This is a genomic window from Oceanicola sp. 502str15, from assembly GCF_024105635.1.
Lineage (GTDB): Bacteria > Pseudomonadota > Alphaproteobacteria > Rhodobacterales > Rhodobacteraceae > Vannielia.
Map to the genome: position 1 here is coordinate 1331792 of NZ_WYDQ01000001.1, position 25174 is coordinate 1356965.

General features: G+C 66.4%; 29 protein-coding genes and 1 tRNA gene. 17 read left to right on the top strand and 13 right to left on the bottom strand.

Annotated features, from left to right (window positions below):
• The first annotated feature begins 35 nt into the window (after positions 1 to 35).
• Positions 36 to 1049 (top strand): betaine--homocysteine S-methyltransferase, encoded by a 1014-nt coding sequence (gene bmt / locus GTH22_RS06340; protein WP_252944008.1) that lies wholly within the window; start codon positions 36 to 38, stop codon positions 1047 to 1049.
• A gap of 7 nt (positions 1050 to 1056) precedes the next feature.
• Here the strand turns inward: bmt and GTH22_RS06345 are convergent, their stop codons facing one another.
• Positions 1057 to 1545: a GNAT family N-acetyltransferase gene (locus GTH22_RS06345; RefSeq protein WP_252944010.1), complete on the bottom strand. Its 489-nt coding sequence runs from the start codon at positions 1543 to 1545 to the stop codon at positions 1057 to 1059.
• Between the two features lie 2 nt (positions 1546 to 1547).
• Positions 1548 to 2654 carry a PA0069 family radical SAM protein gene (locus tag GTH22_RS06350; protein WP_252944012.1) on the bottom strand — a complete coding sequence of 369 codons (1107 nt, stop codon included), beginning with the start codon at positions 2652 to 2654 and terminating at the stop codon, positions 1548 to 1550.
• 228 nt (positions 2655 to 2882) lie between these two features.
• Here GTH22_RS06350 and GTH22_RS06355 point away from each other — a divergent pair, with 228 nt between their 5' ends.
• A complete protein-coding gene (locus tag GTH22_RS06355; RefSeq protein WP_252944014.1) occupies positions 2883 to 3587 on the top strand; it encodes a B12-binding domain-containing protein in 705 nt (234 codons plus the stop codon).
• Between the two features lie 12 nt (positions 3588 to 3599).
• Here the strand turns inward: GTH22_RS06355 and GTH22_RS06360 are convergent, their stop codons facing one another.
• Positions 3600 to 4175, bottom strand: coding sequence for a TetR/AcrR family transcriptional regulator (locus tag GTH22_RS06360; protein WP_252944015.1), 576 nt, complete (start codon positions 4173 to 4175; stop codon positions 3600 to 3602).
• A 56-nt stretch (positions 4176 to 4231) separates the two neighbouring features.
• On the opposite strand from GTH22_RS06360, the gene GTH22_RS06365 reads away from it, so the two are divergent.
• Complete coding sequence (locus GTH22_RS06365; RefSeq protein ID WP_252944017.1) at positions 4232 to 4864, top strand: DUF1638 domain-containing protein; 633 nt, start codon at positions 4232 to 4234, stop codon at positions 4862 to 4864.
• 60 nt (positions 4865 to 4924) lie between these two features.
• Here GTH22_RS06365 and proB read toward each other — a convergent pair whose 3' ends face one another.
• From proB to GTH22_RS06405, 8 genes are all read right to left on the bottom strand, one after another.
• Positions 4925 to 6028, bottom strand: coding sequence for a glutamate 5-kinase (proB, locus tag GTH22_RS06370; RefSeq protein WP_252944018.1), 1104 nt, complete (start codon positions 6026 to 6028; stop codon positions 4925 to 4927).
• Positions 6016 to 7059 carry a GTPase ObgE gene (gene obgE, locus GTH22_RS06375; protein ID WP_252944019.1) on the bottom strand — a complete coding sequence of 348 codons (1044 nt, stop codon included), beginning with the start codon at positions 7057 to 7059 and terminating at the stop codon, positions 6016 to 6018. Before obgE ends, proB begins: the two co-directional genes overlap by 13 nt.
• A complete protein-coding gene (locus GTH22_RS06380) occupies positions 7047 to 7592 on the bottom strand; it encodes a GNAT family N-acetyltransferase (RefSeq protein WP_252944022.1) in 546 nt (181 codons plus the stop codon). The genes obgE and GTH22_RS06380 overlap by 13 nt, the downstream gene beginning before the upstream one ends.
• Positions 7593 to 7595: 3 nt before the next feature.
• Entirely contained in the window at positions 7596 to 8147 is a 552-nt protein-coding gene (locus tag GTH22_RS06385; protein WP_252944024.1) for a GNAT family N-acetyltransferase, read from the bottom strand.
• A gap of 149 nt (positions 8148 to 8296) precedes the next feature.
• A complete protein-coding gene (gene rpmA, locus GTH22_RS06390) occupies positions 8297 to 8566 on the bottom strand; it encodes a 50S ribosomal protein L27 (protein ID WP_252944026.1) in 270 nt (89 codons plus the stop codon).
• Positions 8567 to 8587: 21 nt separating this feature from the next.
• Positions 8588 to 9274 carry a 50S ribosomal protein L21 gene (locus tag GTH22_RS06395; RefSeq protein ID WP_252944028.1) on the bottom strand — a complete coding sequence of 229 codons (687 nt, stop codon included), beginning with the start codon at positions 9272 to 9274 and terminating at the stop codon, positions 8588 to 8590.
• 237 nt (positions 9275 to 9511) lie between these two features.
• Positions 9512 to 10378: a DUF2059 domain-containing protein gene (locus GTH22_RS06400; RefSeq protein WP_252944029.1), complete on the bottom strand. Its 867-nt coding sequence runs from the start codon at positions 10376 to 10378 to the stop codon at positions 9512 to 9514.
• Positions 10379 to 10539: 161 nt separating this feature from the next.
• A complete protein-coding gene (locus GTH22_RS06405) occupies positions 10540 to 11700 on the bottom strand; it encodes an NAD-dependent epimerase/dehydratase family protein (RefSeq protein ID WP_252944031.1) in 1161 nt (386 codons plus the stop codon).
• Positions 11701 to 11919: 219 nt separating this feature from the next.
• Here GTH22_RS06405 and GTH22_RS06410 point away from each other — a divergent pair.
• The 14 genes from GTH22_RS06410 to GTH22_RS06475 all read left to right on the top strand — a co-directional run bounded on the left by GTH22_RS06410 (position 11920) and on the right by GTH22_RS06475 (position 23303).
• Positions 11920 to 12009, top strand: a tRNA-Ser gene (locus GTH22_RS06410).
• Positions 12010 to 12227: 218 nt separating this feature from the next.
• Positions 12228 to 12821, top strand: coding sequence for an outer membrane protein (locus GTH22_RS06415; protein ID WP_252944032.1), 594 nt, complete (start codon positions 12228 to 12230; stop codon positions 12819 to 12821).
• Positions 12822 to 12998: 177 nt separating this feature from the next.
• The gene (locus GTH22_RS06420) at positions 12999 to 13706 is read left to right on the top strand and encodes an ABC transporter permease (RefSeq protein ID WP_252944035.1); all 708 of its coding nucleotides are present in this window, start codon (positions 12999 to 13001) and stop codon (positions 13704 to 13706) included.
• Positions 13699 to 14442: an ATP-binding cassette domain-containing protein gene (locus tag GTH22_RS06425; protein WP_252944037.1), complete on the top strand. Its 744-nt coding sequence runs from the start codon at positions 13699 to 13701 to the stop codon at positions 14440 to 14442. The genes GTH22_RS06420 and GTH22_RS06425 overlap by 8 nt, the downstream gene beginning before the upstream one ends.
• Positions 14439 to 15251, top strand: coding sequence for a substrate-binding domain-containing protein (locus GTH22_RS06430; RefSeq protein ID WP_371928324.1), 813 nt, complete (start codon positions 14439 to 14441; stop codon positions 15249 to 15251). Before GTH22_RS06425 ends, GTH22_RS06430 begins: the two co-directional genes overlap by 4 nt.
• A 70-nt stretch (positions 15252 to 15321) precedes the next feature.
• On the top strand, positions 15322 to 15606 hold the full coding sequence (locus GTH22_RS06435; protein ID WP_252944039.1) for a putative quinol monooxygenase: 285 nt from the start codon (positions 15322 to 15324) through the stop codon (positions 15604 to 15606).
• Positions 15607 to 15695: 89 nt separating this feature from the next.
• The gene (locus tag GTH22_RS06440) at positions 15696 to 16529 is read left to right on the top strand and encodes a DMT family transporter (RefSeq protein WP_252947590.1); all 834 of its coding nucleotides are present in this window, start codon (positions 15696 to 15698) and stop codon (positions 16527 to 16529) included.
• A gap of 163 nt (positions 16530 to 16692) precedes the next feature.
• Positions 16693 to 17781 carry an OmpP1/FadL family transporter gene (locus GTH22_RS06445; protein ID WP_252944040.1) on the top strand — a complete coding sequence of 363 codons (1089 nt, stop codon included), beginning with the start codon at positions 16693 to 16695 and terminating at the stop codon, positions 17779 to 17781.
• A gap of 136 nt (positions 17782 to 17917) precedes the next feature.
• A complete protein-coding gene (locus GTH22_RS06450) occupies positions 17918 to 18832 on the top strand; it encodes a DMT family transporter (RefSeq protein ID WP_252944042.1) in 915 nt (304 codons plus the stop codon).
• Between the two features lie 59 nt (positions 18833 to 18891).
• Positions 18892 to 19764, top strand: coding sequence for an ATPase (locus GTH22_RS06455; protein WP_252944043.1), 873 nt, complete (start codon positions 18892 to 18894; stop codon positions 19762 to 19764).
• 33 nt (positions 19765 to 19797) lie between these two features.
• Positions 19798 to 20721 carry a homoserine O-succinyltransferase gene (gene metA / locus GTH22_RS06460; protein ID WP_252944045.1) on the top strand — a complete coding sequence of 308 codons (924 nt, stop codon included), beginning with the start codon at positions 19798 to 19800 and terminating at the stop codon, positions 20719 to 20721.
• A 98-nt stretch (positions 20722 to 20819) separates the two neighbouring features.
• Positions 20820 to 21764: an alpha/beta fold hydrolase gene (locus GTH22_RS06465; protein ID WP_252944047.1), complete on the top strand. Its 945-nt coding sequence runs from the start codon at positions 20820 to 20822 to the stop codon at positions 21762 to 21764.
• 52 nt (positions 21765 to 21816) lie between these two features.
• On the top strand, positions 21817 to 22686 hold the full coding sequence (gene ppk2, locus GTH22_RS06470) for a polyphosphate kinase 2 (RefSeq protein ID WP_252944049.1): 870 nt from the start codon (positions 21817 to 21819) through the stop codon (positions 22684 to 22686).
• The gene (locus tag GTH22_RS06475; RefSeq protein ID WP_252944051.1) at positions 22686 to 23303 is read left to right on the top strand and encodes a TetR/AcrR family transcriptional regulator; all 618 of its coding nucleotides are present in this window, start codon (positions 22686 to 22688) and stop codon (positions 23301 to 23303) included. The genes ppk2 and GTH22_RS06475 overlap by 1 nt, the downstream gene beginning before the upstream one ends.
• 132 nt (positions 23304 to 23435) lie before the next feature.
• Here GTH22_RS06475 and mbfA read toward each other — a convergent pair whose 3' ends face one another.
• Entirely contained in the window at positions 23436 to 24410 is a 975-nt protein-coding gene (gene mbfA, locus GTH22_RS06480; RefSeq protein WP_252944053.1) for an iron exporter MbfA, read from the bottom strand.
• Between the two features lie 52 nt (positions 24411 to 24462).
• On the bottom strand, positions 24463 to 25104 hold the full coding sequence (locus tag GTH22_RS06485) for an LCCL domain-containing protein (protein ID WP_252944054.1): 642 nt from the start codon (positions 25102 to 25104) through the stop codon (positions 24463 to 24465).
• Positions 25105 to 25174 lie beyond the last annotated feature (70 nt).

The following is a 25174-nucleotide window of genomic DNA, read 5'->3' on the forward strand; positions in this document are numbered from 1 at the left end:
TGGCACCCACCGGCCAACCCATTTTCGGAGGCCCCATGTCCAACGCCCTCTCCACCCTGCTCGCTGAACGCCCCTATCTCCTGACCGATGGCGCCACCGGCACCACGCTCTTCAACATGGGACTGCAGTCGGGCGATGCCCCCGAACTCTGGAACGACGAACACCCCGAGCGCATCGCCGCGCTCTATCAGGGCCCGGTCGACGCCGGCTCCGACCTGTTCCTCACCAACAGCTTCGGCGGCAACGCCTCCCGCCTGAAGCTGCACAACGCTCAGGACCGCGTGCGCGAACTCAACCGCCTCTCCGCCGAAATCGGCCGCGAAGTGGCCGACAGGGCCGGGCGCACCGTGGTCGTGGCCGGCTCCATGGGCCCGACCGGCGAGATCATGGGCTCCATCGGCACCCTCAGCCATGAGGACGCGGTCGAGATGTTCCACGAACAGGCCGAGGGCCTGAAGGAAGGCGGGGCCGATGTGCTCTGGGTCGAAACCATCTCCGCCCCGGAAGAATACAAGGCCGCCGCCGACGCCTGCGCCATGGCCGGCATGCCCTGGGTCGGCACCATGAGCTTCGACACCGCAGGCCGCACCATGATGGGTGTCACCTCCGCCGATATGGTGAAAATGGTCAGCAAGCTGCCCACGCCCCCGCTGGCCTTCGGTGCCAACTGCGGCGTCGGCAGCTCCGACCTGCTGCGCACCGTCAAGGGCTTTCTCGCCGAAGGCCCGGAGATCCCCGTCATCTCCAAGGGCAACGCCGGCATCCCGAAATACGTCGATGGCCACATCCACTACGACGGCACGCCCGAGCTGATGGCAGATTACGCCTGCATGGCCCGCGACCTCGGCGCCCGCATCATCGGTGGCTGCTGCGGCACCACGCCCGAGCATCTCGCAGCCATGCGCGAGGCGCTCGATACCCGCCCCGCCGCCGCCGCCCCCACGCTCGAAGAGATCGCCCAGAAACTCGGCGGCTTCTCCTCGGCCTCAGACGGCACCGGCGACGAACCCGCCCCCGAGCGCCAGCGCCGCGGCCGTCGCCGCAGCTGAGGCCGGTTCAGCCGAGCACCTTGCGATGGATCCAGACGGTCAGGGCATAGGGCTCCCCCGCCTCTGCCCCGGCCAGCTCGACCTCGCGCGTCTCGGCCCGTTCCCAGCCCTCCCGGGCATAAAACCGGCTGGCCCGGAGATTGCCGATCGCACAGGCCAACCAGGCCTGCCGCGCGCCCGTCGCCGCAATGCACGCCTCGGCATCGCGCAACATCGCCGCTGCGAGCCCCGTGCCCCGCGCCTGCGCCGCCACGTAGAACTGGTCCAGCTCGTCGCCGTGACAGATATGAAAGCCCAAAGGCGCGCCTTCCGGCCCGGCAACCCTGAGCGACGCACGGGCCGCAACAAGCCGGTCCGCCAGATGCGCCCGGGTGCGGATGGCGCCCAGATCGGGAGGCAGAATCTCGGCATGGGCATCATGCCACCCCGCGTGCCAAAGATCCGCCAGCGCGGACAGATCCGCCTCCACGGCGGCTCTCACGTCAAACCCGGCCATCGTCAGAACAGGCTCAACTGATCGCCCGGCGCGGGCGGAACACGAAACAGGTCGCAACGCAGCGCAGGCAGGTTCCGCTTCAGCCCCAACCGCCTGCTGGCAACCTCGAAACGATGCGAGAGCAGGGCCGCATGGGTGCCCTGCCCCTTCATCCGCCGCCCCCACTCCGGGTCGTAGTCGCGCCCGCCGTGCATCTCGCGCACCCGCGCCATCACCCGGCTCGCCCGCTCGGGAACCGCCGCCTCCAGCCAGTCGCGAAACAGCGGAGACACCTCCCGCGGCAACCGCAGCACGATGTAGCTCGCCGCCACCGCGCCCGCATCCCGCGCCGCCTCCAGGATCTTTTCCATCTCGTGGTCGGTCAGCCCCGGGATCATCGGCGAAGCCATCACCCGCACCTGCACCCCGGCCCCCGCCAGGCGCTCGATCATCTTCAACCGCCGCGCCGGGCTCGGAACCCGCGGCTCCATCTTGCGCGCCAGACCCGCATCCAGCGTGGTAATCGAAATGCCCACCCGCGCCAGCCCTTCCCAGCCCATGTCGCCCAGAATATCCAGATCGCGCTCGATCAGACTGCCCTTGGTGACAATCCCGACCGGGTGGTTGTGGGCCCGCAGCACCTCGAGCATCTGCCGGGTTATCCGATGGGTCCGCTCGATCGGCTGATAGGGGTCGGTGTTGGTGCCCATCGCGATCGGCGCCACCTTGTAGGACGGGCTGCGCAGCTCCGCCGCCAGCCGCTCGGGCGCATTGGGCTTGGCAACCAGCCGGGTTTCGAAATCGAGGCCCGGAGAGTAGCCGAGATAGGCATGGGTCGGGCGGGCAAAACAGTAGATGCAGCCATGCTCGCAGCCACGATAGGCGTTCACCGAACGGTCGAAACTCAGGTCGGGCGAGCTGTTGCGGCTGATGATCCGGCGCGGGTTCTCGAGCGCAACTTCGGTGCGCAGAGGCGGCAGATCGGCCTCCGCCCCGCTCTCCCAGCCGTCATCCGCACGCTCCACCGCGTAGGCGTCAAACCGGTTTGCCACATTCGAAAGCGCCGCCCGGCCCCGCCGCCGATGCCCCGGCACCTCCCATCCGCCTGTTGCATTTTCCTCAAATCCCATGGCCACACCTCGCTACACCCCGCGAATATAGAACATTTGCGGAACATTTGAAAGAACTGCATGACCTTCATGCATATTTTTCGCGCCACTCTGACGCAAATCCCCGCTATAAGTCGGCAAATGCCTGTGCCATGTCGCAAATCGGAAAGTGCCGGCGCGACAATCCGGCAATGGCAGAATAGTAAGAACCGCAAGAGGCCCTAGACCGGCCCCACAAAGGAAACGCCCATGTCTGCGGATGACGAAGACGACATCATCCTTTCGGAACTCTCCGACGAGGATCTGACCGCCCAGATGCACGATGACCTCTACGATGGCCTCAAGGAGGAAATCGAAGAGGGCGTGAACATCCTGCTCGAACGCGGCTGGACCCCTTACGACATTCTCACCAAGGCCCTCGTGGCCGGCATGAAAGTGGTGGGCGACGACTTCCGCGATGGCATCCTCTTCGTACCCGAGGTTCTGCTGGCCGCCAACGCAATGAAGGCCGGGATGGGCATCCTCAAGCCGCTGCTGGTCGAGACCGGCGCGCCGCGCATGGGCAAGATGGTCATCGGCACCGTCAAGGGCGACATCCACGACATCGGCAAGAACCTCGTCTCGATGATGATGGAAGGCGCCGGCTTCGAAGTGGTCGACCTCGGCATCAACAACCCGGTCGAGGATTACCTCGCAGCGCTCAAGTCCGAAGAGGCCGACATCCTCGGCATGTCCGCCCTGCTCACCACCACCATGCCCTACATGAAGGTGGTTATCGACGCGCTGGTCGAGCAAGGCATGCGAGATGACTACATCGTGCTGGTCGGCGGTGCGCCCCTGAACGAAGAGTTCGGCAAGGCCATCGGCGCCGATGCCTATTGCCGCGATGCCGCCGTGACGGTGGAAACCGCCAAGCAGTTCATCGCCCGCAAGCACAACCAGATGGCGGGCTGAACCGCAGCCTGGTCAGCCCGGCGCCATCAGAAAGGCCTCGACATGGGTCGCCAGAGCCTTGCCCGGATCGGTCTGCTTTCCGGGCCGGGCCACATGGCGGGCCATGGCCATGAGCGTAAAGGCCCGGATCCCTTCCGCCATCACCTTCGGTGGCAGATCGGTGCGGAAGGGCGGCGCCCCGAAAAGCCCGCCGAACCACCCGGTCAGGATGATATCGAGCCGCGAGAGCGCTTCGGCAATCGGGCCATCCGCGAGAGAGGCACGTTGAACAAGGTCAAACACATATCGCTCGCAGGTCAGCAGCTGCACGATCGGGCCGAGCGTCGCCGCCAGCCCCTTGGCGCTGTTGGGCCGGCGCGCGGTCTGCAACGCGTCGAGCAGGCGCGAGATGCGCTTGGCCACGAGCTGCTCCATCAGCACGTCCTTGTCCGCGAAATGGGTAAAGAACGTGCCCTTCGCCACCCCGGCGGACTTCACCACCTGTTCCACCCGCAGGGCACCAAAGCCCTCCCGGCTCACGATGCTTTCGGCGGCGGCGATCAGGTTGGCCCGCGTGGCACGGGCGCGGCGTTGAACTGGCTCTGTCATTCCCGCTTCGTGCAGCTAAATATGACCGCGGTCAATTCGATTCCGCGAGGACGACCATGAAACTTCCCAGCGACAGCAAACTCACCGAGGCCGGGCTGGCGCCGGAGGGCCGAGGCGAACTGCTGCTCATCGCCTGCGGTGCGCTCGCGCGCGAGATCCTGGCGCTCATCGAGCAGAACGGGTGGAGCCACATGGCCCTCACCTGCCTGCCCGCCATCCTCCACAACCGCCCCGAAGGCATCCCCGATGCCGTGGAAGCCGTCGTCCACAAGCACCGCGACGCCTTTGAACGGATCTACGTGGTCTACGCCGATTGCGGCACCGGCGGCCTCCTGGAAGCGCGCTGCAAGGATCTCGGCGTCGAGATGGTCCCCGGCCCCCATTGCTACAGCTTCTTCGAGGGCAACGCCGACTTCGCCGCCCATGACGACGAGATCACCGCCTTCTACCTCACCGATTTCCTCGTCCGTCAGTTCGATGCCTTCGTGACCAAGCCGCTGAAGTTCGACAAGCACCCCGAGCTGAAGGAGATGTACTTCGGCCATTACGAAAAGCTGGTCTATCAGGCACAAACGGATGACCCGGCGCTGACGGAACTGGCAAAGACCCACGCCGAAACGCTGGGCCTCACCTTCGAGCGGCGCTTCACCGGCTACGGAGATCTTGAAACGGCCCTCGCCGGAGCCTGAACCCGATGGTGGGTTTCACCAATCCTACAGCCTGCCCCACGGGTCGAGGCCGTTGCACCGCTAGAGCGCCATATCGTCCCGGTGGATCAGGGCCGCCCGGCCCGGATAGCCCAGCAGCGCCTCGATCTCGTCCGAATGATGCCCGGCGATCACCCCGGCCTCCGTCGCCGTGTATCGCACCAGCCCCTGCCCGAGGTGTCCCTCGGGCCCGACAATCTCCACCGGATCGCCCCGCAGAAAGGCCCCGTCAACGCCACGAACCCCGGCGGGCAGCAGCGACTTGCCCGCAATCAGCGCCTTGGCCGCGCCGGCATCGACCCGCACCGTGCCACGCGGCTTCATCGAGCCGATCCAGCCCTTGCGGGCGGCCTGCGGTGTGGTCTGGGCGGTGAACCAGGTGGCATTTGCGCCCTCTTCCAGCCGCCGGAGCGGGTTCAGCGCAAAGCCGTGCGTGATCGCCATGGCGCAGCCCGCCTGCGTGGCCGTGCGGGCGGCCATCACCTTTGTCTTCATGCCGCCCCGCGACAGGCCGGAACCCGCATCGCCCGCCATCGCCTCGATCTCGGGGGTGATCTCCTCCACCACGTCAAAGCGCTCGGCCGCCGGATCGACAGCAGGATTGCCGGTGTAAAGCCCGTCAACGTCGCTGAGCAGCACCAGCGTGTCGGCCCCCACCGTCACAGCCACCTGCGCCGCAAGCCGGTCGTTGTCACCAAAGCGGATCTCGTCGGTCGCCACCGTGTCGTTCTCATTGACGATGGGCAGCACGCCAAGCGAAAGTAGGGTTTCCAGCGTCGCCCGCGTGTTCAGGTAGCGCCGCCGCGAAGCGCTGTCTTCCAGCGTCAGCAGCACTTGCGCGGCCTTCATGCCATGGGGCGCAAGCACCTCCTCATAGGCCCGCGCCAGCCGGATCTGCCCCACCGCCGCCGCCGCCTGGCTCTGCTCCAGCGCCAGCTCGGCAAGGCCGAGGCCCAGCACCCCGCGCCCCAGCGCGATCGAGCCCGACGACACCAGCAAAACCTCGCAGCCCCGCGCCCGCAGCGCCGCAATGTCTTCCGCCAGCGCCACCAGCCATTCCTGTCGCAGCGCGCCCGTGCCCCGGTCGACCAGCAGCGCCGAGCCGATCTTTACAACCAGCCGCCGGGCGTCGCTCAGGGTTGCCACGTCTCGCCCTCGTCCGGGTCGTTCTCGGCGGCCTCCGCCTTCCGGCCCCGCTGGATGGTCGCCCGCAGCGCCCGCAGCACGTCCTGAATGCCCTCGCCCGCCACGCCGGAAATCTGGAAGGGCCGCTGCCCCGCAGCCTCCTGCAACTCGGCCTGCTTCTCCGCCCGCTCCTCGGCCGTGAGCGCATCCACCTTGTTCAGCGCCAGAATGCGCGGCTTGTCGGCAAGGTGGCCGCCATACATCTCGAGCTCGTGGGTGATGGTCAGGTAGTCATCGGCCACCGACTCCGAGGTGCCATCGACAAGGTGCAACAGCACCGCGCAACGCTCCACATGGCCCAGAAACCTGTCGCCAATACCGCGCCCCTCATGGGCGCCCTCGATCAGCCCCGGAATATCGGCCATGACAAACTCGTGCCCGTCCACGCCCACGACCCCGAGGTTGGGGTGCAGCGTGGTAAACGGGTAATCCGCAATCTTCGGCCGGGCGTTGGACGTCGCCGCCAGAAAGGTGCTCTTGCCCGCATTCGGCAGGCCCAGCAGGCCCGCATCGGCAATCAGTTTCAGCCGCAGCCAGATCGTGCGCTCAACGGCAGGCTGGCCGGGGTTGGCGCGGCGCGGTGCCTGGTTGGTGGCGCTCTTGAAGTGCAGGTTGCCAAAACCGCCGTTGCCGCCCTTGGCCAGCACCACGCGCTGGCCCTCTTCGGTGAGGTCGACCAGCACCGTCTCCTCGTCTTCCTCGAGGATCTCGGTGCCCACCGGCACCCGCAGGATGATATCCTTGCCATCGGCGCCGGTGCGCTGGTTGCCCATGCCCGGCTGGCCGTTCTTGGCAAAGAAGTGCTGCTGGTAGCGAAAGTCGATCAGCGTGTTGAGGTTGCTCACCGCCTCGGCAATCACATCGCCGCCGGTGCCCCCGTCGCCGCCGTTCGGGCCACCGTACTCGATGAACTTCTCCTTGCGGAACGACACGCAGCCGTTCCCCCCCGCGCCGGAGCGGATGTAAACTTTGGCCAGATCTAGGAATTGCATTGCGTTGCCTCGAAAGCGTGTCGCGTCAGGCGATATAGGGTCATGGGCTCGGGCTCAAGCCTCAGCGGGTTGGTGCCGTTGGCATTGCCGATCTGCACAAAGCCCAAACGCCGCAAGATCCGGCCGGATGCAGGGTTGTCGTCAAAGTGGTCGGCCTCCACGCTTTCCAGCCCGAACCGCTCGAAAGCCCAGCCCAGCAGCAATCGGCCCGCCTCGCCGGCATAGCCACGCCCGGCATAGTCTGCGGCGATGAAATACATCAGCGTCGCAGGGTCCGGCCCGAGGCCGATCATGCCGATCAGCCCGGGGCTGTCGCGCTCCTCGATGGCCAGCTTGAAGCCGGGCCGCCCCTTGTAGGCGGCAGCCTCGATCCAGCGCAGCGCCGCCTCTTCGGGCCATGGCGCCTGAAACGTCAGCATCATCCGCGCCACCTCGGGCACGCCACCAAAGCGCGCAAGCCGCGGCGCATCGCCTGGCACGAGGGGGCGCAACCGGAGCCGCTCGCTCGTGAGATCGAGCCGCTCCGCCTCCATCCTTCAGCCCAGCTTCTTGAGGTAGGTCCAGGTCGGCACGGTGCCCCCGCGGCTGACAGAGAAAGCCTCGGCATCGCCGAGGTACTCAAAGCCGGCATTGGTCAGCACCCGCGCCGAGGCCGGGTTGTCCTGAAAGACTTCTGCAAACAGCGTGTCCGCGCCCTGCGGATTGGCCTCGACCACGGCCGCCACGGCTTCCGAGGCAAGGCCGGTGTTCCACATCGCGGGCGCCACCCAGTAGCGCACCTCGCTTTGCTGGCGGCCTTTTTCGGCCTCCATCCGCGCCAGTGCCACGATGCCCACGAGTTCACCCATGCCGGCAGCGGTGCCGTCGATCGCCCAGACATCCTCGCGCCGCTCCTCGGCGTGGGAGCCACGAATGAAGGCCTCGGCGGTACCGGGCGGCAGCGGGTGCGGCAGGTGACGGGTGGCACGGGCCACGCGCTCGTCGCTGGCGTAAAGGGTGATGAGCCCGGCATCGCTCGGCTGGAGCGGGCGCAGTGTCACCCTCTCGGCCGTGATGACGGGTTGGCCGGAAATACGGTCCTGTTGCATCTTTCGTTACTCCTCCGGTTCGCCGGTTTCCCGGCTGGCGGTTCGGGCCCCCTTCCCTCGCCGCCGGACCTACAATGGCCCAAAAACGCAGCGGGGGGGATCGGCCTTTGCCGTCCCCCCCGGAAATGTGATTTCGCTTCGGGTTCGGCTTACTCAGCGGCCTCCGCCACCGGGAGAACCGAAATGAAGGTGCGGCCCTTGATGCCCTTGTGGAACTTCACAGCACCCTCGGAGGTCGCAAAGATGGTGTGATCCTTGCCAAGACCCACGCCCTCGCCCGGCCACCACTTGGTGCCGCGCTGCCGCACGATGATGTTGCCCGGGATCACGGCTTCGCCGCCGAACTTCTTCACGCCAAGGCGACGACCCGCAGAGTCGCGACCGTTACGGGATGAACCGCCTGCTTTTTTATGTGCCATCTGTCTCTACTCCTTCTCGGCTCAAGCCAGATCTTTGGCCTGTGCAACCCAGCCCTCACGCTCGATACGGCCCTTGAACGAAAGCTTTTCGTCCATCTCGGCAATATCGGCATCGGTCCAGGCAGCGATCTGGGCGAAAGTGGTCACGCCCGCTTCGTGCAGTTTCTTCTCAAGCGCCGGGCCAACACCCGAGAGCTGCTTGAGATCGTCGCCACCCTCGGCCTTGGCGGCCTTCTTGGGTGCGGCTTTCTTTTCTTCCTTCGGAGCCTCGGCCTTCTTGGCGGCGGGCTTCTCTTCGGCTTTCTTGGCGGCCTTCTTCGGCGCGTCCTTCACGGCAGCAGCCACGGCAGCACCCGAAACCGAGCCGGCCCCGATCGCGGCCTTCACGCCGGACTTGTCGGCACCCTTCTCGAGGATGTCGGTGACGCGCAGCAGGGTGAGCTGCTGGCGGTGGCCCTTGGTGCGCTTGGAGCCGTGCTTACGGCGGCGCTTGACGAAGTGGATGACCTTTTCGCCCTTGATCTGGTCGATCACTTCGGCCTGCACGGCAGCACCGTCAACCATCGGAGACCCGATCGTCGCACCAACCATGAGAATCTCGTTGAACTGGACGGTTTCACCCGCCTCTGCGGCCAGCTTCTCGACGCGCAGCACATCGCCGCTCGTCACCTTGTATTGCTTGCCGCCGGTTTTCATAACCGCAAACATCTTGTTTTCCTTACTCTTTCGCGTTCCTGCGGTCCCCCTTCGCGGGGTGTTGCCAGCCTTGCGGCCACCTCGAACAGCGTGCCCTTCAAATGGGCCTTGTTACGTCTGATTTCCACCCGGCTTGCGGGTAGAGCGCGGCTTATCGGGCGGAAAGGGCTTTCTGTCAAGGAGAAATGCCCCTGCAAATGCCCCCCGCACGCCGACCCGTCCGGACGCCCTGCGCACGGCAGGCGGCGCTCAGATATCCTCGCTCACCATGAAGCGCGAGGCGGCCAACCCCAGATCGCGGGAGATATCGGCAAAGAGCTCGTCGAACCCAGCAAAGATCGCGCGGTTCAGCGCTCGCCCCTCCGGGGTCTGCGACAGGGCGGTATAGGCCTCGATATCGGCATCCTCCAGCGGCTCATAGGCCATAGCGAGGTAGGACCAGACCCAGGTTTCAGTCTCTTCCCGAATGTCGGGCTCCTGCATCCAGACGTCGCGCAGCATTTCCTCTTCGCTCATCTCCGGCGGCAGGGCCCCGCCCGCGGCGAGCCCCTGGTAGAAGGCGAAATTCGAGTTCAGCGCCCCGGCGATATTGGTCTCCACCAGGTCGTTGCTCTCGATATAGGCCCGCAACAGGTCCAGCCTCGGGCTGTCCTCGCCCCGCATTTCGCTGAAGGCATCACGGCTCATCTGCTCGACCGTGTCGTCGAGCAGGGCCGCACGGGCCGAGATCTCGAGCCCCACGATCCGCCGGCCGCGGTCACTGTCGAAGAACGCCATCAGCGGCGCCACGTCGACGCCCGCCATCTCGGCGGCAAAGCGGCGCGCCATCACCCGTTCCAGCCGATCGGTGGCATAGATCTCGCTCACCAGATCCGCCCAGGCCTTCCCACCGGCCCCCGGAAACAGCTCGCGCTCCAGCGCGGTCGAATAGGCAAGGCCCTCGTCGCGCAGGATCGGCATCAGCCGATCCATCCCGAGTGCCACCATCAGGGCCTGCGTCTCGGCCTCGCCCAGCGGGGCCGCGGTGGCGGCCTCGCTCTGCGGCGCGCCACCCCCTGCCCCGGCTTCCGCCCAAAGGGCCTGCCCGCTCCCCGAAAGGGACAGGGCAGCCAGCAAGGCGGCTGAAAGGGCATGTGAAAGGCGGATCATAATACAGTCAGCTCCAATGGCGGTGCGTATTGCACTGGAATAGGCGTTTGCGCCCTCGTTTCCAAGGCAATCCCATCATTTTGAAGCAGAACTAACGAAAATCGCCGCCGCGGCACAGTCAAAGCCGATCAACTCTTCCAGAGCGAGACGCAGGGGATTTTGCTGAGGTCGCAGCGCCCGGCGTATTTGCGGGCAATGTCGCGGACTTCCTCCAGCATCCCAGCCTCCAGCGTGATCGGCTCCAGCCCCATGCCCAGAAAGCGGTCGTTCGCCACGTGCAGGTCGTTCTCCGGCGCTTCCTGCCGCGGGTTCTCCAGATAGGCAATCTCCGCCCCCATCTGCTCATGCAGCATCTGCGCAAGGTCGCGCACACGGTGGGTTTCGGTCATCTGGTTGAGGATGTTCACCCGCTCGCCGTCGCCCGGCGGGTTCTTCAGGGCCAGCTCGATGCAGCGGCAGGTGTCCTGAATATGGATGAAGGCCCGCGTCTGCCCCCCCGTGCCATGCACCGTCATCGGGTAATCCACCGCCGCCTGCATCACGAAGCGGTTCAGCACCGTGCCATAATCGCCGTCGTAGTCGAACCGGTTGATCAGCCGCTCGTCCTTGCGGGTCTCCTCGGTCTGGGTGCCCCAGACAATGCCCTGATGCAGGTCGGTGATCTTCACCCCGTCGTTCTTGTTGTAGAAGTAGAAGAACAGCTGATCCTGCGTCTTGGTCATGTGGTAGATCGAGCCGGGGTTGGCCGGATAGAGAATTTCCTGCTCGCTCGGGCCGTTGGCGGTATCCACCGAGATCTTCAGGTAGCCCTCCGGAATTTTCATCCCCGCCGTGCCATAGCCGTAAACGCCCATCGTGCCGAGGTGAACGAGGTGAATGTCCTGCCCGCTCTCCACGATGGCCGAGAGCACATCATTGGTGGCGTTGAGGTTGTTGTTCACCGTGTAGCGCTTGTGGGCGCTGGATTTCATCGAATAGGGCGCGGCGCGCTGCTCGGCAAAATGGATCACCGCATCAGGCTTTTCGTCCTGAAACAGCGTCAGCAGCCGGTGGTAATGCTCGCCCACGGTGAAATCGTGAAACCCGATCTCCCGGCCCGTCAGCTCCTTCCAGACCCGGATGCGCTCGCCAATGGGGCGGATCGGCGTGAGGCTGTCGACCTCCAGTTCGATGTCGATCTTCCGGCGGCTCAGGTTGTCGACGATGATGACATCATGTCCACGGGCTGAAAGATGCAGCGCATTGGGCCAGCCACAAAAGCCGTCGCCGCCAAGAATGATGACCTTCATGATACAGGGCGCCTCCCAGCGCTAGAACACCAGCCAGGCCCCCACCTGCAAGGGCACTGATATCTCAGGCGGCGCTCAGGTCAATCGGGGCGGTGCATTTCGGGGGCGCGGGTTGTCGGGAAGCCTCACCACAGGCCATCGCGCCCCACCTCGCGCAAAGGGGTTGCGCCGCCCGCCGCGCTCTTATACATCCGCGCCACCTGAGACCACAGGGATCGCGGAGAGGTGCCGGAGTGGTCGAACGGGGCGGTCTCGAAAACCGTTGTGGGTGCAAGCCCACCCAGGGTTCGAATCCCTGTCTCTCCGCCACTTCCCCCCCTTGTTCTGCAAGCATCGCGCCCCGCCTCGGGGCCCGAGCGCCTTGCGGCCTCGTCGCGCTCACGCCCCCGTCACAGAGCCCTCCCGAAAGCGTGACTCAGCGAGATGACATTCTGAGGAACGGAAACCTTGTGCCGGCCGTTGTATGGGCTCAAGTCCAAGAGGACAGAGACCACGAGTCCAATAGGACCGACCACAAGGATTGAGACATGAGAAAGACAATCGTAGCAGCAGCCCTCCCCGCCCTCCTCGCGCTTCCGGCGTTTGCAGGCAACTTGGATGAGCCGGTGATCGAAGAAGTCATCACCACCCCTCCCCCCGCCGTTGATCTGGGCCGTGACTGGTCCGGCGGCTACGCGGGTCTGTCGTTCGGCACCGGTAGCGGTGAAGTCGACAACGCGGGTGCCACCACCGATTTCGACGTCAACGACAACTACGGCCTCTACGGCGGCTATCTCTGGGACAACGGCAACCTCGTTTACGGTGGTGAACTGGCCTACAGCTCGCTGTCGCTGAACTCCGCGGCTGGCGATGTCGACGCCGACGAATGGATGCTGAAAGGCCGCCTCGGCTATGATGCAGGCTCCTTCCTGCCCTACGCCACCGCCGGCTTTGCCAACCTCACCGCCGATGGTGAAAGCGGCGACGGCTACGTGCTGGGTGCCGGCCTCGAATATGCCGCCACCGAAGCGATCAGCGTGCGCGGCGAGTACCTGAACCACCAGTTCGACGATTTCGGCAACACCGCCGGTGCCGACGTCTCGCACGACACCTTCAGCCTCGGCCTCAGCTACAACTTCTGATCCCGAGCAAAGAATTTCCCTCTGAGGGGGCGGTGCATCTGCGCCGCCCCTTTTCTTTTGCGCACTCCGCCCCCGGCTCTGTCGCTCAATCGCGCAACAGAGTCGAAAGTCTGGTTTCCGCCGCCCCCGATTCCGCCCTAGACTGCGCCCGAGCCGCCTTGGGAGGGGCCTGCCGTCATGTCTGCATTCCGCGAGGCCATCTCTGAGGCGGCCGGGCTGATTGTCCGGGCGGATGCCGATTTTCTCGAAATCGTCGCGCTCTCCGTGCAGGTCACGGGCCTCGCGGTCCTGATCGCCTGCGCCATCGGCTTTCCGCTCGGGGCGCTGCTGGCCGTGGGGCGGTTTCGCGGACGCGGGGCGCTGTCGCTGGTGGTGTCCTCTGCCATGGGGCTGCCGCCGGTGGTGGTGGGGCTGGTGCTTTACATGATGCTGTCGCGCGCCGGGCCGCTCGGGGTGCTCGGCCTGCTCTACACACCCACCGCCATGGTCATCGCCCAGGTGGTGCTGGTCACGCCCATCGTCGCGGCGCTCACGCGCCAGGTGGTGGCCGATCTCGACGCCGAGTTTTCCGAAACCCTCCGCGCCCTGCGCGCCACTCGCGCCCAGGCCATGGCCACCCTGCTCTGGGAGGCCCGGCCCGCGCTGGTCACGGCGGCCCTCGCCGGGCTTGGCCGCGCCATGGCCGAGGTCGGGGCGGTCATGATCGTCGGCGGCAACATCGACCATCTGACCCGCGTGATGACAACCGCCATCGCGCTCGAAACCTCCCGCGGCGACCTCGCCCTCGCGCTGGCCCTCGGGCTGGTGCTGCTGCTGGCCTCGCTGGCGATCAACGCCCTGCTGATGGGCCTGCGCCAACGCATCGGGGAGCCGGCCCATGGCTGAGCGCCGCGTCATCCCGCTCTCGCGCCCCGAGCCGCGCGGGGCCGAACCGGGCATCGCCGTTCAGGGGCTGCACCTCTCACGCGGCGGGCGGGCACTGCTGCGCGGGGTCGATCTTGCGCTCTCGGGCACCGGCATCACCGCGCTGCTCGGCCCCAACGGCGCGGGCAAGAGCCTGCTGCTGCGCGCCATCGCCGGGATCATCCCGCCCGATGCGGGCGAGGTCTCGCTGGCGCCCCGCCTGTTGCGGCCCGCGCTGGTGTTTCAAAAGCCGGTGCTGCTGCGCCGCTCCGCCCGCGCCAACCTTGCCCATGCGCTCAAGCTCGCGGGCCTGCCCCGCGCCGCCCGCGCCGCCCGCATTCCCAAGCTGCTGGAGCAATGCGACCTCACCGCGCTGGCCGACTCTCCCGCCCGCAAGCTCTCGGGCGGCGAGCAGCAGCGCCTTGCGCTGGCCCGCGCCCTCGCCGCCGATCCCGCACTGCTGCTCCTCGATGAGCCCACTGCCTCGCTCGACCCCAAGGCCACCGCCGCGATCGAGGCCATCACCCTGCGCGCCGCCGGGCGCGGCGTGAAGGTGGTGCTCGTCACCCACGACCGCGCCCAGGCCGAGCGCCTCGCCGGCGATGTCGTGTTTCTCCACGAGGGCCGCGCCGTCGAACACGCCCCCGCGCCCCGTTTCTTTGCCAATCCTGCCTCGCCCGAGGCCCGGGCCTATCTCGAAGGAAGACTGATCCTGTGATCCGCACCCTCTACACCACCCTCGCCGCCACCCTCCTCGCCCTGCCCGCCTTCGGCCAGCAGCAGGGGCACATCACCGTGCAGAGCACCACCTCCACCCAGAACTCCGGCCTCTACGAGTATCTGCTGCCGATCTTCGAGGAGGCCACCGGCATCGACGTTCGGGTGGTTGCCGTCGGCACCGGGCAGGCGCTCAAGAACGCGGGCAACTGCGATGGCGACATGCTCATCACCCACGCCCGCGCCGCCGAAGAGGCCTTCGTGGCCGAGGGCAAGGGGCTGGCCCGGCACCCGCTGATGTACAACGATTTCATCCTCGTCGGCCCCGCCGCCGACCCCGCCGGCACCCGCGGCAGCGACATCACCGCCGCGCTGTCCCGCATCGCCGCCGTCCCCGCGCCCTTCGCCTCCCGCGCCGACGATTCGGGCACCAACAAGGCCGAGCTGGCCCTCTGGGCCAAGACCGGCACCGACCCCAAGGCCGCTTCTGGCACATGGTATCTGGAAACCGGCTCCGGCATGGGCGCCACCCTCAACCTCGGCACCGCCCAAGGCGCCTATGTGCTCACCGACCGCGCCACCTGGGACACCTTCGCCAACAAGGGCGACTTCGAGGTTCTGGTCGAGGGCGACCCCCAGCTCTTCAACCAGTATGGCGTCATCATCGTCAGCCCCGCCGCCTGCCCCGCCACCCGCATCGACGAGGCCGAGACCTTTGCCAAATGGCTCCTCGGCCCCGCCGGGCAGGACGCCATCGAAGCCTTCGCGCCCAACGGCAAGCAGCTGTTCTTTCCCAACGCCGCCGAATAGCCCCCCCCGGCTTGACCTTCCCCGCTCCGCGCCCCACCTTCCCGGCGAGTTACCCGGGAGGAGCAAGAGCATGGGAAAGATCCGCGTCGAGGGCCGCCTCGTCTGCGCCAATGAGGCACAGGCAGAAATCGCCCGCACCCACCTGCCCGAGCACATCCGCCTCTCGCGCGCAGAGCCGGGAAACATCCGCTTCGATCTGGCCCCGTCCGACGACCCGCTGGTCTGGACCCTCTCCGAAGTCTTCGAAAGCCCCGAGGCCTTTGCCGCCCACCAGGCGCGCACCAAGGCCAGCACATGGGGGCAGGTCTCCGGCGAGATCACCCGTGACTTCACCGTCACCGAGGACGAGGCGTGAGCCAACAACCCGCACCGGGCGAACTCGCGCCCGCCGGCACCACCCTTCGCACCCGCGCTGCGCCCGAGGCCAACGCGGTGCTGCCCGCGATGCTCTGGATGCTGGGCACCATCGCCTCCTTCGCGGCGATGGCCGTGGCCGGTCGCAATGTTTCGGGCGAGCTCGATACCTTCGAGATCATGACCTACCGCAGCTTCGTCGGCATCCTCATCGTCGTGATGGTCGGGCTGGCGACGCGCCGGATGCACCAGATCACCACCCGCCAGCTGCACCTGCATTTTGCCCGCAACATTTTTCACTTCGCCGGGCAGAACCTCTGGTTCTTCGCCATCGCCATGGCCCCGCTGGCGCAGGTGGTCTCGATCGAGTTCACCTCCCCGATCTGGATCATCCTTCTGGCGGCGCTGTTTCTCGGTGAGCGCTTCACCGTCATCAAGCTCGTCACCGCGCTGCTGGGCTTTCTCGGCGTGCTCATCGTCGCCCGGCCCGACTTCGCCAACCTCGATCCGGGCCTGACCGCCGCCGCCGCCGCCGCCGTGGGCTTTGCCCTCACGGCGGTCTTCACCAAGCTGCTCACGCGGCAGGCCTCGGTGCTCTGCATCCTGTTCTACATTACCACCATGCAGGCCGTCTTCGGGCTGATCTGCGGCTTCTACGACGGTCACATGGCCTGGCCATCGCCCGCCGCCCTGCCCCTCACCGTGCTGATCGGCGTCGCCGGGCTCTCCGCCCACTTCTGCCTGACCCGCGCCCTCTCCCTCGCCCCCGCCTCCATCGTGATGCCGATGGATTTCCTGCGCCTCCCGCTGCTGGCATTCGTTGGCATGGCCTTCTACGGCGAGTCGCTCGATATCTGGGTGGTCGTCGGCGCGGCCCTGATCCTCGCGGCCAATTTCATCAACCTTCGCGCGAACGCGCGCTAAATCACTCCCCCACCCCACGCTGTGTGCCGCAGGACACATTTCTTGCGACTTTCCCGCCACCCGGGCCGAGTTTTGTGCTCTGACGCAGGGTAACAAATTGACGCGAAATCACAGTCTGCTCACAAAGGGGTCAATCTCAAGACACTTCGGGGAGGAGACCGAAATGAAACGCACCACAAGCGCCGCCGCCGCCCTTCTGGCCACAGCCACTGCCGCTTCCGCCGGCGGGATCGAGCGCAGCGCTCAGTCCATTGCCTTCATGTTCGAAGAGGGCTCGTATGGCGAACTCAGTTTCAGCCATGTTAGCCCCAAGGTGTCCGGCACCGCAGACGCCAATTATGGTGGATTCGCAACCGGCGATATGACGTCGAGCTATCGGACGTTCGGCATGGCTTTCAAAACGGACGTGAATGAGCGCTTGTCGATTGGCATGCAGTTCGAGCAACCCTACGGTGCCGATGTCTACTATCCCGAAAACACCAACTACCTGTTCGAAGGGTCAAATGCCGACCTAAACTCCGACGAAATTAAGCTGATAGCCAAGTACAAGCTCGATAGCGGGTTTTCGGTGTACGGCGGCCTTCGCTTTCAACAGGTGAGTGGGGATGTATCGGTTCCGCCGCTGGCCAATTACACTCTCAGCGTAGAGACAAGCTCCGAACTCGGCTACCTTGTCGGCGCGGCTTGGGAGAAGCCCGAGATCGCCGCTCGCATTTCGTTGACCTATCACTCCGCGATCACTCACGAATTCAACTCTACGGAGTTCGGCGGCGTTCCAGGCACTTTCGAAACCACGATGCCCCAGTCGCTTAACCTTGAGGCCCAAACCGGCATCGCCGAAGGCACGCTCCTTCTCGGCTCGATCCGTTGGGTAGACTGGTCCGAGTTCGACATTACCCCGCCGAACCTTCCCGGCAATGGTTCCCTCGTCGATTACGAAAATGACACGATCACCTACACAGTTGGCGTAGCGCGTCGCATCACCGATAACTTCGCAGGCATTGCGACCCTTAGCTATGAGAAACAAAATGGCGGCTACTCCGGCAACCTTGGACCGACTGATGGCCGCACTTCCCTCGGTCTCGCCGGTCGATACACGGTCGGAAAGGCCACGATCACAGGTGGAGTGAACTACAGCTGGCTTGGTGATGCACTCACCGAAGCCCCCGCCCTCGCTGGCGGCGGCGATCTAGGCAACTTCGAAGACAACACCGCCTTCGGCGTCGGCCTCCGCGTGGGCTACAACTTCTGATCCGCGCCTGAACCGCACAGACCACCAGAAGGCCCCGGGCACCGCGCCCGGGGCCTTCTCGCATTCAGCCCCCCACCGCTTCAGCTTGCGCAAATTCCGGGTCGCCCCCGGGTCAGCGCAGCGCTAAACCCGGCCCATGAAACAAGCGACCGACATCTCCTCCCGGGCATGGGCCGAAATGCTGCTGCTCGGCCTGATCTGGGGCGGCTCCTTCCTGACCACCGCCGTGGCGCTGCGGGAGGTCTCGGTGCTCTCGGTCGTCTGTCACCGGGTCGGCTGGGCGGCGGTGGCCCTCTGGCTGGTGGTCTGGCTGCGCGGCGAAGCGATCCCGCGGGGCTGGGGGCTCTGGGCGACCCTCGCCGTCATGGGCCTGCTGAACAATGTCCTCCCCTTCACCCTGCTCGCCTGGGGCCAACTCAGCATCGAAAGCGGCCTTACCTCGATCCTCAACGCCTTCACCGCCGTTGCGGGCGTGATCGTCGCCGCGCTGGTCTTTGCCGACGAGCGCCTCTCCACCCGCCGCCTCGCGGGCGTGCTGCTCGGTTTTGCGGGCGTTGCCGTCACCGTCGGCCCCGCCGTGCTGCAGGGCCTCTCGCTGCGCTCCCTCGCCCAGATCGCGGTGATCGGCGCCACCCTCAGCTATGCCTGCGCGGGCGCCTGGGCGCGGGCCCGCCTCAAGGGGCTCTCCCCGCTGGCCGCCTCCGCCGGCATGGTCTCCTGCGCCGCCGCCATCCTCATTCCGCTGACCCTCGCGCTCGAAGGCAACATCGACCTGCCCGCCACGCCCGAAGGCACCGCCGCCCTCGCCTACATCGCCCTGATCGCCACCGCCGGCGCCTATATGCTCTACTACCGCGTGCTCGCCATGGCCGGCTCGGGCAACCTCATGCTCGTCACCCTTCTGGTCGCCCCTGTCGCCATCCTGCTCGGCGCCCTGCTGCTGAACGAAACCCTCGCCCCCCGCGCCTATGCCGGCTTTGCCCTGCTCGCCGCCGGCCTCATCGTGCTCGACGGGCGACTCCTGCGCCGGATCACCCGCGCAACCGCCTGATTTCGCTGGACCACCCACGCCCCGCCGCGCTACCCCTCCCGGCAACGACGAGGGACACCATGATCTACGCCAACGCCACCCAATGGACCGACGCCGCGCAAAAGCGCGTGCTGCTCTTCGGCATGTCCGGCCTCGGCAAAACCCACCTGTCGCAGCTCCTGCGCGACAGCGGCGCGTGGTTCCACTACTCGATAGATTACCGCATCGGCACCCGCTACATGGGCGAGCGGATCACCGACAACGCCAAGCGCGAAGCCATGAAGGTTCCGTTCCTGCGCGAGCTGCTGATGACGGATTCCATCTTCATCGGCTCCAACATCACCTTCAACAACCTCTCCCCCGTCTCCACCTACCTCGGCAAGCCCGGCGCGCCGGAAAAGGGCGGCATGGAAATGGCCGAATACACCCGCCGCCAGCACCAGTTCCGCGAGGCCGAGGAAAACGCCCTGCGTGACACCGGCTATTTCATCGAACGCGCCGAGGCGCTTTATGGCTACCCGCATTTCATCTGCGACACCGGCGGCTCGATCTGCGAGTGGGTCGACCCCGACGATGCCGATGATCCCCTGCTCACCGAACTCTCCAGCCGGTGCCTCATGGTCTGGATCGAGGGCTCCGAGGCCCATACCGCCGAGTTGATCCGCCGCTTCGACAAGGCCCCCAAGCCAATGAGCTACCGGCCCGATTTCCTCGCCCGCGTCTGGGCCGAATACCTGAGCGAAAACAATATCTCCGAGGCCGACGTTGATCCGGATGCCTTCATCCGCTTCACCTATTCCAAGGCGCTGGCCCACCGCCAGCCGCTCTACGAGGCGATGGCCCGCAACTGGGGCGTGAGCATCACCGCCGACGAGGCAAAGGCCGTCGACAGCGAAGCAGCCTTCAACGCCCTGATCGCCCGCGCCCTTGAGCGCAAGGCCACCACGCCCTAAATCCACCCTTCCCGCACCACCAAGGCCAGACCCATGCCCATCACCCTGCCCTCCGACCTCCCCGCCTATGCCGTGCTCGAGCGCGAGGGCGTGATGGTCATGGGCGAGGACACCGCCGAGCGTCAGGACATCCGCCGCCTGCGGATCGGGCTGCTCAACCTGATGCCCAAGAAGATCCAGACCGAGACCCAATTTGCCCGGCTGATCGGCGCCACCCCGCTTCAGATCGACTTCCAGCTCATCCGGATGAGCGAGCACGAGTCCAAGAACGCCAGCGCCGAGCATATGGAGTCCTTCTACCGCCCCTTCTCCGAGGTCGCCGCCACCGGCGAAAAGTTCGATGGCCTCATCATCACCGGCGCCCCGATCGAGCACCTGCCCTTCGAGGAGGTGACCTATTGGAACGAACTGCAACAGGTGATGGACTGGACCCAGACCCACGTGCATTCCACCTTCGGCGTCTGCTGGGGCGGGATGGCGATGATCAACCACTTCCACGGCGTGCCCAAGCACCTGCTCTCGGCCAAGCTCTTCGGCTGCCTGCGCCACCAGAACCTCGCCCCCGCCTCGCCCTACCTGCGCGGCTTCTCCGACGATGTGCTGATCCCGGTCAGCCGCTGGACCGAGATGAAGGCCGCCGAGGTCGAGGCCGCCGGGCTCTCCATCCTCATAGGCTCGGGCGAGGCCGGCCCCTGCCTGGTCGAAGACCCGGCCCACCGGGCGCTCTACATCTTCAACCACTTCGAATACGACAGTGGCACGCTGAAGGAGGAATACGACCGCGACGTCTCCACCGGCAGCCCGATCAACGTGCCGGTCAACTACTTCCCCAACGACGACCCCACGCGCCAACCGCTGAACCGCTGGCGCAGCCACGCCCACCTGCTCTACGGCAACTGGATCAACGAAATCTACCAGTCCACGCCCTACGACATGGCCCGTATCGGCATGGCCTGAGCCGCCGACACCGCCCGCAGACCTGAAAAGATGAAACTCTCCGCGCCCCGCCCGCGTAACGTCCTTGAGGAAACCGCAAGCGAGGGCGCAGACGAATGATGATCAAGGCCATAGTCGCCCTTCTCGGCCTCACCGCCGTCGTGGCCGTGCTCGCCGGCTGCTCCGCCAGCCAGAAGCGCTCCGCCGAGGCGGCCTATCCGCCCGTCGGGCCGGTGGTCGAGGTTGACGGCAAACGCCTGCACTACATCGACGTGGGGCGCGGTCCGACGGTCATCCTGCTCCACGGCGCGGGCGGCAACCTGCGCGACTACACCTTCGACCTCGTCGACCGGCTGAAAGGGCGCTACCGCGTGATCGCGGTCGACCGTCCCGGCCTCGGCCACTCCGAAGCCATCGCAGGCGGCGGCACGCCCCAGCAGCAGGCCGCCATCCTCGACGCGCTGGCCGCCAAGCTCGGCGTGCGCAAGGCCGTTGTCGTCGGCCACAGCTACGGCGGCGCGGTCGCCATGGCCTGGGCGGTGGAGCGCCCCGAGCGCGTGGCCGCCGTGGTCTCGCTCGCCGGGGCCACCATGCCCTGGGAAGGGCCGCTCGACAGCTTCTATTCCCTCACCGGCTCCCCCGCGGGCCGCACCTTCGCCGTGCCGGTGATCTCCGCGCTCGCCTCCGATGCCCGGATCGAAAGCGCCCTGGCCGAAATCTTCACACCGCAGAAGCCCCCGCGCGGCTACCTCGAGCACATCGGTGCCCCCCTTTCCGTGCGCGCCTCCACCCTGCGCAACAACGGCCAGCAGGTGCTCAAGCTCAAGGCCGCGCTGCAACGTCTTCGCCCGTCCTACCCGCGCCTGCGCCTGCCCATCGAGATCGTCCACGGCACCGCCGATACCATCGTCGGCATCGACATCCACGCCCGCCCCATGGCCGCCCTGATCCCCTCCGCCCGGCTCACCGTCCTGCCCGGCGTCGGGCATATGCCGCAACATGCCAACCCGCAGGCAACAGTCGACGCCATCAACCGCGCCGCCGCCCGCGCCGGATTGCGCTAAGGCCCGCCCGGCCCCATACTGCCCGAGCCTTTTCAACCGCTTGGACAGACCCATGACCAATCTCCCCTTCGACGGCGCGATCTCGAAATTCTACGAAAGCGAAGCGCCCAAGGAGGTGCGCGAGGCGGTGGCGGAAGCGAAGGGCAAGACCATCCTCGAAGACTACCCTTACGACAAGCGGATGGACAAAGGCGACTACGAGGACACGCTGGAGGCCCTGCAGGTCGAGCTGGTCAAGATGCTCTCCTGGGTGAAGGACACCGGAGCGCGGGTGGCGGTGGTCTTCGAAGGCCGCGATGCCGCCGGAAAAGGCGGCACGATCAAGCGCTTCCGCGAAAACCTCAACCCGCGCTCGGCCCGCGTGGTGGCGCTCTCCAAGCCCTCCGACAAGGAGGCCTCCGAGTGGTATTTCCAGCGCTACGTGCGCCAGCTCCCCTCGGGCGGCGAGTTCGTCATGTTCGACCGCAGCTGGTACAACCGCGCGGTTGTCGAAAAGGTCTTCGGCTTCTGCACCGACGCGCAGCGCCGCCATTTCTTCAACCAGCTCCCCGGCTTCGAGCAGATGATCTCCGAAGACGGCATCCACCTCTTCAAGATCTGGCTCAACGTCGGCCGCGCCGAGCAGCTCGGGCGCTTTCTCGAACGCGAGAAAGACCCGCTGAAACAGTGGAAACTCTCCTCCATCGACGTCGAGGGCCTCCAGAGATGGGAAGCCTACTCGGCCGCCATCCGCGAAACCTTCGCCATGAGCCACACCGCCCGCAACCCCTGGACGGTGATCCGCTCCGACGACAAGCGCCGCGCCCGCATCGCCGCCATCCGCGCCGTGCTCTGCCGGCTCGACTACCCCGGCAAGGACGAGAAGCTGGTGCACACGCCAGACCCGAAAATCTGCGGCGGCCCGGAGATCTGGACGGCCTGATGCCCCGGCGCGGCTACCATCACGGCAATCTTCGCCAGGCTCTGGTCGAGGCGGCAATCCGGCTGATCGAGGAGAAGGGCCCGCAGGGCTTCACCCTCTCCGAAGCGGCCAAGGACGCCGGCGTCACCCCGGCGGCCGTCTACCGTCACTTCGAGGGGCGCGAAGACCTGCTGGCCGAGGTGGCCAAGCAGGGCTATGCGATCTTTGGCGACCTGATGGAACATGCCTATGAAACCGGCCAGCCCTCCGCCATCGCCAGCTTCGAAGCAACCGGGCGCGCCTACCTCGCCTTCGCCCGCAAGTTCCCCGGCCACTACCAGGCGATGTTCGAGGCCGGGCTTTCGCTGGCCCGCGACCCAGACCTCGCCCGCGGCGCCGCCCGCGCCCAGAATGTGCTCGAACGCGCCGCCGCCGGGCTTGCCGACCGCCTGCCCCCCGAAAAGCGCCCGCCAGCGGCAATGTTCTCGGCCCATGTCTGGGCCATGTCCCACGGCGTGGTCGAACTCTTCGCCCGAGGCTCCCCCGGCACCCGCGCGCCCTTCCCGCCCGAAGAGCTGCTGGAAACCGGCATCGGCATCTACCTGCGCGGCCTCGGCCTGATCCCGCCAGACGAGTAGACTTTAATTAAAATGCGCCCCTTCGGGGCACGACATGTTTTTGGTGAGTATTTTCCGCAAGAAAATGCACAGGGTGCGCGCCCCTGTCATTTTCTTGCTCCAAATATCTCCCGCCGGAGGCCCTGAATCTCTTTAACCGCCGCCGATCAATATCCCCGCCGCCAATACCAGAGCGCCTCCCAGCACCACCTGCATCGCCGCCCGGAAGAAGGGGGTTTCCATGTAGCGGTTCTGGATCCAGGCAATCGCCCAGAGCTCGACGAACACCACCATTAGCGCGATCACCGTTGCGGTCCAGAAATGCGGGATCAGATAGGGCAGCGCGTGGCCGAGGCCGCCGAGGGCGGTCATCACACCGCTGGCGAACCCGCGCTTGAAGGGTGAGCCGCGCCCGGAGAGTTGGCCGTCATCGCTGGCGGCTTCGGTGAAGCCCATCGAGATCCCCGCCCCGACCGAGGCGGCGAGGCCGACGAGGAAGGTTGTCCAGGGGTCCTGCGTGGCGAAGGCGGTGGCGAAGATCGGGGCCAGTGTGCTCACCGATCCGTCCATCAGCCCCGCCAGCCCCGGTTGCACCCATGTCAGCACGAACTGGCGGTGCGCCGTGGCCTCTTCCGCGCCCCGCACCCCGGCATCCAGCCCGCCTTCCAGCGCCTCGGCCTTCTGCTCGTGGCCGCGCTCTGCCGCCGCCAGATCGCCCAGCAGCTTACGGGTGTCGGCATCGCGGGTGCGGGCGGCGGCGAGCACATAGAAGCGCTCGGCCTGCTGCTCCATCTCGCTGGCCAGCCCGCGCATCCGCTCCAGCGGCAGGTTCTCGGCCAGCCATACGGGTTTGCGGGCATAGAACCCGCTCACATGTTCGCGCCGGATCAGCGGGATCACCTCGCCGAAGCGCGCCTTGTGCCGTTCGATCAGCCGCTGCCGGTGGCCGTCTTCCTCCGCCGCCATCTGCTCGAACACGCCTGCCGTGCCGGGAAAATCACCGCGCAGGCGCTCGGCAAACCCGCGGTAGATGCGGGCGTCGTCCTCTTCGGAGGAGATGGCGAGCGCCAGCACCTCCTGCTCGGTGAGGTCGGCAAAGCGCTTGCGGGTGGTCAGAAAGCTGAACATGGGTCTAATCTAGCCCCCGCCGCGCGCTCCGACAGGGGCCAGGGTGTCGCGCTCAATTGCGGTTGAAGGTGATCGAAAAATCGTAGCCGCCCCAGTCACTTGTGGCCACTCCGGCGGCCTCCGAGGCGGTGTATTCCTTCAGCCCCGGCACGCGCAGCACCGTCACCTCGCCGCCACCCTCTTCTACCGCGCCAGCGTGGAAGGCCGCCGCGCAGATGTCGCTGTCACCGGTATAGGGCCCCGAGCCCCAGACATCGCGCGCCTTGCTGGCATCGGCCGCGCAGAAGCACGAATGGCTTTCGGTCCCGGTCGGAAAGCGCCCACAGGCGGCAAGATCCGAGGTGACGGCAGGCGGCGGAAAGGCGATCGACTGGGCAAAGCTGCCCCAGTCGCGGGTGATCACCCCATTGGCCTCCGAGCCGCTGTAACTCGCCTGCCCGTCGACGGTCTTGAGGCTCACCATGCCCCCCTCCGCGCCGATCACGCCCGCGTGGCGCGCCGCGGTGCAGACATCGCTGTCGCCCGTGTAGGGCCCCGAGCCCCAGACCGAGCCCGGCGCGGCCTTGGCATCGCAGAAACAGCTCCAGCTGGACTTTTCGGTGGTGAAATCGCTGCACGGCGGCGCCACGGATTCTGCCATGGCGGGCGCTGCAAGAAGGGCGGCAAAGGCACTGAGGGAAAAGAGGTTTTTCATCTGGTCACTCCGTTGAAAAACTTGGTTCAAATTGACAATGACCAGAGTGTAGCCGCCCCGCGCCCCTGCG

Excerpts from the sequence above, each read along its gene's own strand:
- bmt (WP_252944008.1), top strand. The coding sequence starts at position 36 with ATGTCCAACGCCCTCTCCACCCTGCTCGCTGAACGCCCCTATCTCCTG.
- GTH22_RS06345 (WP_252944010.1), bottom strand. The coding sequence starts at position 1,545 with ATGGCCGGGTTTGACGTGAGAGCCGCCGTGGAGGCGGATCTGTCCGCG.
- GTH22_RS06350 (WP_252944012.1), bottom strand. The coding sequence starts at position 2,654 with ATGGGATTTGAGGAAAATGCAACAGGCGGATGGGAGGTGCCGGGGCAT.
- GTH22_RS06355 (WP_252944014.1), top strand. The coding sequence starts at position 2,883 with ATGTCTGCGGATGACGAAGACGACATCATCCTTTCGGAACTCTCCGAC.
- GTH22_RS06360 (WP_252944015.1), bottom strand. The coding sequence starts at position 4,175 with ATGACAGAGCCAGTTCAACGCCGCGCCCGTGCCACGCGGGCCAACCTG.
- GTH22_RS06365 (WP_252944017.1), top strand. The coding sequence starts at position 4,232 with ATGAAACTTCCCAGCGACAGCAAACTCACCGAGGCCGGGCTGGCGCCG.
- obgE (WP_252944019.1), bottom strand. The coding sequence starts at position 7,059 with ATGCAATTCCTAGATCTGGCCAAAGTTTACATCCGCTCCGGCGCGGGG.
- GTH22_RS06380 (WP_252944022.1), bottom strand. The coding sequence starts at position 7,592 with ATGGAGGCGGAGCGGCTCGATCTCACGAGCGAGCGGCTCCGGTTGCGC.
- GTH22_RS06385 (WP_252944024.1), bottom strand. The coding sequence starts at position 8,147 with ATGCAACAGGACCGTATTTCCGGCCAACCCGTCATCACGGCCGAGAGG.
- rpmA (WP_252944026.1), bottom strand. The coding sequence starts at position 8,566 with ATGGCACATAAAAAAGCAGGCGGTTCATCCCGTAACGGTCGCGACTCT.
- GTH22_RS06395 (WP_252944028.1), bottom strand. The coding sequence starts at position 9,274 with ATGTTTGCGGTTATGAAAACCGGCGGCAAGCAATACAAGGTGACGAGC.
- GTH22_RS06405 (WP_252944031.1), bottom strand. The coding sequence starts at position 11,700 with ATGAAGGTCATCATTCTTGGCGGCGACGGCTTTTGTGGCTGGCCCAAT.
- GTH22_RS06415 (WP_252944032.1), top strand. The coding sequence starts at position 12,228 with ATGAGAAAGACAATCGTAGCAGCAGCCCTCCCCGCCCTCCTCGCGCTT.
- GTH22_RS06420 (WP_252944035.1), top strand. The coding sequence starts at position 12,999 with ATGTCTGCATTCCGCGAGGCCATCTCTGAGGCGGCCGGGCTGATTGTC.
- GTH22_RS06425 (WP_252944037.1), top strand. The coding sequence starts at position 13,699 with ATGGCTGAGCGCCGCGTCATCCCGCTCTCGCGCCCCGAGCCGCGCGGG.
- GTH22_RS06435 (WP_252944039.1), top strand. The coding sequence starts at position 15,322 with ATGGGAAAGATCCGCGTCGAGGGCCGCCTCGTCTGCGCCAATGAGGCA.
- GTH22_RS06440 (WP_252947590.1), top strand. The coding sequence starts at position 15,696 with ATGCTCTGGATGCTGGGCACCATCGCCTCCTTCGCGGCGATGGCCGTG.
- GTH22_RS06445 (WP_252944040.1), top strand. The coding sequence starts at position 16,693 with ATGAAACGCACCACAAGCGCCGCCGCCGCCCTTCTGGCCACAGCCACT.
- GTH22_RS06450 (WP_252944042.1), top strand. The coding sequence starts at position 17,918 with ATGAAACAAGCGACCGACATCTCCTCCCGGGCATGGGCCGAAATGCTG.
- GTH22_RS06455 (WP_252944043.1), top strand. The coding sequence starts at position 18,892 with ATGATCTACGCCAACGCCACCCAATGGACCGACGCCGCGCAAAAGCGC.
- metA (WP_252944045.1), top strand. The coding sequence starts at position 19,798 with ATGCCCATCACCCTGCCCTCCGACCTCCCCGCCTATGCCGTGCTCGAG.
- GTH22_RS06465 (WP_252944047.1), top strand. The coding sequence starts at position 20,820 with ATGATCAAGGCCATAGTCGCCCTTCTCGGCCTCACCGCCGTCGTGGCC.
- ppk2 (WP_252944049.1), top strand. The coding sequence starts at position 21,817 with ATGACCAATCTCCCCTTCGACGGCGCGATCTCGAAATTCTACGAAAGC.
- GTH22_RS06475 (WP_252944051.1), top strand. The coding sequence starts at position 22,686 with ATGCCCCGGCGCGGCTACCATCACGGCAATCTTCGCCAGGCTCTGGTC.
- mbfA (WP_252944053.1), bottom strand. The coding sequence starts at position 24,410 with ATGTTCAGCTTTCTGACCACCCGCAAGCGCTTTGCCGACCTCACCGAG.
- GTH22_RS06485 (WP_252944054.1), bottom strand. The coding sequence starts at position 25,104 with ATGAAAAACCTCTTTTCCCTCAGTGCCTTTGCCGCCCTTCTTGCAGCG.